The organism is Nostoc sp. T09 (genome assembly GCF_002154695.1).
Lineage (GTDB): Bacteria > Cyanobacteriota > Cyanobacteriia > Cyanobacteriales > Nostocaceae > Aulosira.
In genome coordinates this window covers 2,083-5,812 of the sequence record NZ_MTAV01000235.1, presented here as the reverse complement: position 1 = coordinate 5,812, position 3,730 = coordinate 2,083, and the positions used below count along the sequence as shown (strand labels likewise).

Annotated in this window: 3 protein-coding genes and 1 pseudogene; 1 reads left to right on the top strand and 3 read right to left on the bottom strand. The window is 43.4% G+C overall.

The features are described 5' to 3' along the window. Positions 1 to 220 precede the first annotated feature (220 nt). A pseudogene (locus tag BV372_RS33195) lies at positions 221 to 2,080 on the top strand (SUMF1/EgtB/PvdO family nonheme iron enzyme). Between the two features lie 182 nt (positions 2,081 to 2,262). Here BV372_RS33195 and BV372_RS33190 read toward each other — a convergent pair. The 3 genes from BV372_RS33190 to BV372_RS33185 all read right to left on the bottom strand — a co-directional run bounded on the left by BV372_RS33190 (position 2,263) and on the right by BV372_RS33185 (position 3,665). After that, on the bottom strand, positions 2,263 to 2,658 hold the full coding sequence (locus BV372_RS33190; protein ID WP_086691537.1) for a hypothetical protein: 396 nt from the start codon (positions 2,656 to 2,658) through the stop codon (positions 2,263 to 2,265). Positions 2,659 to 2,818: 160 nt separating this feature from the next. Next, on the bottom strand, positions 2,819 to 2,980 hold the full coding sequence (locus BV372_RS36905; protein ID WP_218776806.1) for a hypothetical protein: 162 nt from the start codon (positions 2,978 to 2,980) through the stop codon (positions 2,819 to 2,821). A gap of 178 nt (positions 2,981 to 3,158) precedes the next feature. After that, positions 3,159 to 3,665: an ArsC/Spx/MgsR family protein gene (locus BV372_RS33185; RefSeq protein WP_086691534.1), complete on the bottom strand. Its 507-nt coding sequence runs from the start codon at positions 3,663 to 3,665 to the stop codon at positions 3,159 to 3,161. Between the last annotated feature and the right edge of the window lie 65 nt (positions 3,666 to 3,730).

Here is a 3,730-nt window from a genome sequence, read left to right as displayed (position 1 = left end):
TTATTTTCAGTTTGGGCTTATATTGAGGGGTATTACCCCCTATTTGCCAGCTGTATCCTTTAAGAAGTCGGGGATCTGGGCAGCAAGCAACTTTTGCTTAAGTAAGTGCTATTCCACCCTACAATACAGACGCGATTAATCCCGTCTCTCCTGACTCTTGCATTACTATTATTCAGTAGTAACACCTAAACTGGCAATCAGACGAGCATACCAACGCAGAATGGCTAAAAATTGGGCGATCGCAATTGGCATTAATCAGTACAACAATCTCCAGCACCTAAATTACGCGAAACTAGATGCCGAAGCTATGCGCGATTGGTTTGGGAAGGAAGCCAGATTTGATCAAGTTTTCCTCTTCACTGACGATTCTCCCCCAATTGCGATCAATCCACCAATTCCCACTCAGCCAACTTACGGGAACTTGCGGCGGTTCTTAAGAGCAAACTTTGAAAAGCCACTACTAGAACCAGGGGATAATCTCTGGTTCTTCTTTGCTGGTCATGGTTGTCGGGAAGGCGATCGCGATTATCTTATGCTTATAGATAGCGACCCAGGCGATGTAGAACATACAGCAATCCCGGTTGAATTTGTTACCCAAAGATTGCGCCGCAGTGGGGCAGATAATGTAGTGTTGTTTTTAGATGCTTGCCGCGATGAAGGCAGCAGGCGGGGAGTGGGTATTGGTGAAGAACATCAGGGAATAGTCACCTTTTATTCTTGCAGTCCCAGTCAAAAGTCTTATGAAATTGAGCAGTTACAACATGGCTCATTCACTCAAGCATTGTTAGAAGGATTGAGGATAGCAGGTGAAGGAAACTGCGCCACAGTAGAAAGATTGGATAGATATTTACAAGCAAGAGTACCCGCAATCAATCAAACGCATCGGAAAACCCTGCAAAATCCCTATGTTACAGCCGAACCTGCTACAAAACTACACTTAATTTTGTTACCCGACTACGCAACGCTGAATGATATTAACCAACTGAAACTAGATGCTTATCAAGCTGAAGTTATAGGAGATTGAGAATTAGCTAGACAATTATGGCTGCGGGTGAATGTGGCTGCTAGGGGGTCAGATATGCAGGTAATTGAAGCATTTATCAGAATTGCTAATAAACAGGGAGTTTCTTCAGCATCCTCAACTCCTGAGCCTGTTACTTCATCAAGGGGAGAAAGGTCAACCGAGCCAACTCCTGAGCCTGTTACTTCATTAAGGGGAGAGAAGTCAGTCACTCCTGAACTACAAGTATTTAAATTTGATGTGGTGACGGTAAATGCTAAAGGTGAGGAAGTTAAACGAGAAAAACGTCAATCGCAATATTTTACTGAAGACTTAGGCAATGGTGTCATTTTGGAAATGGTTGCCATTCCTAGTGGGAAATTTATCATGGGTTCACCATCAGGGGAAGGAAAAGATAATGAAAAACCTCAGCATCAAGTAAGTGTTGAATCATTCTTCATGGGTAAACATCCAGTTACCCAAGCGCAATGGAGACGAGTAGCAGCATTACCCAAAGTTAACCGTGACCTGAAAGCAGACCTATCTAGATTTAAAGGAGATAGACGACCAGTAGAAAGAGTTTCTTGGTATGATGCCGTTGAGTTTTGCTCACGCCTTTCACAACATACAAACAACCAATATCGCCTACCTAGTGAAGCAGAGTGGGAATATGCCTCTCGTGCAGGAACTACGACACCTTTTCACTTCGGTAAGACAATTACAACTGAGTTAGCCAATTACAATGGCGATTACACTTACGCTTCTGAGTTACAGGGCCAATATCGTGGAGAAACAACAGAAGTAGGAAGTTTTCCCCCCAACGGCTTTGGATTATACGATATGCACGGGAACGTTTGGGAGTGGTGTCAAGATACTTGGCATGACAGCTACGAAAAAGCGCCAACAGATGGAAGTGCCTGGATAGATACTAATTCTAATTCTCGTCTGCTGCGGGGCGGTTCCTGGCTCAGCAATCCTAAGAACTGCCGTTCCGCGTCTCGCCCCGTCAATCACCGCGACATCCACGACGACACTTATGGTTTTCGTGTTGTCTACGCGTTCGGGAGTATTCTTCAGTAGCCCTTTATACTTTAAACCGTTTCCCCTCTACCCTTCTTTCTTTTTCCCTTATTAGAGTTTAGCGAAGCGGAACGATCTAATTTTTTTTAAAAAACATAATTAAGTAGGGGCACGGCATCCAGAATCTTTCGGTGCATACAATAATTTTACTAGTGCCGTGCCCCTACAAAGAATTTATGTTTCTAGACAGGTTTAACATTCTCATCTGATGCTTTTTCTGCCACAGATTTTAAGCGGCTGGCTCTGATTTTGCGGACGCGATCGCTATTCCGAACACCACCTGCCATTTCATATTCGCGGCTGTCTTTGCCATACTTAATAGCAACTACCATCAGCATTTTTTCACAAAGCTGACTTAAGTTTTTTTCCATTTCTTCAATTTCATCTTTAGAAGAATCAACTACAGATAAAGCAGTGTTATAAACACCAATTTTGTTACGTAACTGCTCAATTGACCCCATCAGTTTTCCCAAATTATAATCCTCATCCAATTTGATTTCTGGAACAATCGATTTCAGTCCAAAAAATCTTAACTGAGCTTTTTCCAAAACGCGAGATGATTTCTTTTGGCGAGCCATAAGTTTATTTTTTAAGATGCTTCCAGAGCTAGCTTGCCCTAATTAAATGTTTTTTTGGTTCAGTGTAATTTACAATTTTTTTAATAGAATTTTCAGGTAATACCAGTAATTTCTCGGTATTGAATCGCAATAAACAATTGATACTCTTGGATTTCGTTTCTCAAATCGCAACCGCCACGAGGTAAACCGCAACCGTCACGAAGAAGACCGCTTCCGTCATGAGGGAGACCGCTACCGTCATGAGGGAGACCGCTACCGTTACGAAGAAGACCGCTACCATCACGAAGGAGACCGCTTCTGTCACGAAGGAGACCACTTCCATCACGAGTTAGACCGCAACCGTCACGAAGAAGACCGCTTCCGTCACGAAGGAGACCACTTCAGTTTGTTTAGGAGTGGGTAAATACTTGCTCTTTTCTTGTGATGCGATATTTAAAAAGCGATCGCTCTTTTGAGATAATGCGATCGCCCAAATATCAAGCCGAATAAACTGGCATTAATTAATGGTTACAGCTAGTTTCTTTTTGATGATGACCCTTACAGCCACCCTGTCCATGCTCATGATGATGATGTTCATGATTTCCACCGTGGGCGCAGCCTTGTAAATCTTTGCTCATGAGGTTTTCAGCCATTTCTCGGAAAGATTCATCGACAGGCTGTAAGCCAATCCAAGCATCAAGCTTTTCGACTTCAAATCCTACCTCGCGGCGATCGCCTACTTGAATTAACGGACGGCGAATTAATAGCGGATCTTGCAGCATTAATGATAAAGCGGTGTCTGCATCAAGCTTTTCCGGAACCACTTCACCAGATTTTACCCGTGGCGCACTCGGATTAAACCATTCGGCTACGGGGCGATCGCCAAAGAAAGAACGCAATCGTTCAGCAGTCCAAGGTTCTGCGAGTAAACTCTGTGGTACTACTTCATGGCCTGCGGCTGTGAGCAATACTTTCTGTCTTGTACCACCTTTACAGCCTGGTTTTTCATAAAAAATTACTCTAGCCATTGAGTCATCTCCTAGTTATATCTGTTATAAGGTGAGTGATTTTAAACGCAGAGTGACGCTGAGGA

What these genes read in the sequence shown, in the direction of transcription:
- BV372_RS33190 (WP_086691537.1), bottom strand. Translation starts at nt 2,658, where the DNA reads ATGGCTCGCCAAAAGAAATCATCTCGCGTTTTGGAAAAAGCTCAGTTA.
- BV372_RS33185 (WP_086691534.1), bottom strand. Translation starts at nt 3,665, where the DNA reads ATGGCTAGAGTAATTTTTTATGAAAAACCAGGCTGTAAAGGTGGTACA.
- BV372_RS36905 (WP_218776806.1), bottom strand. Translation starts at nt 2,980, where the DNA reads ATGGAAGTGGTCTCCTTCGTGACAGAAGCGGTCTCCTTCGTGATGGTA.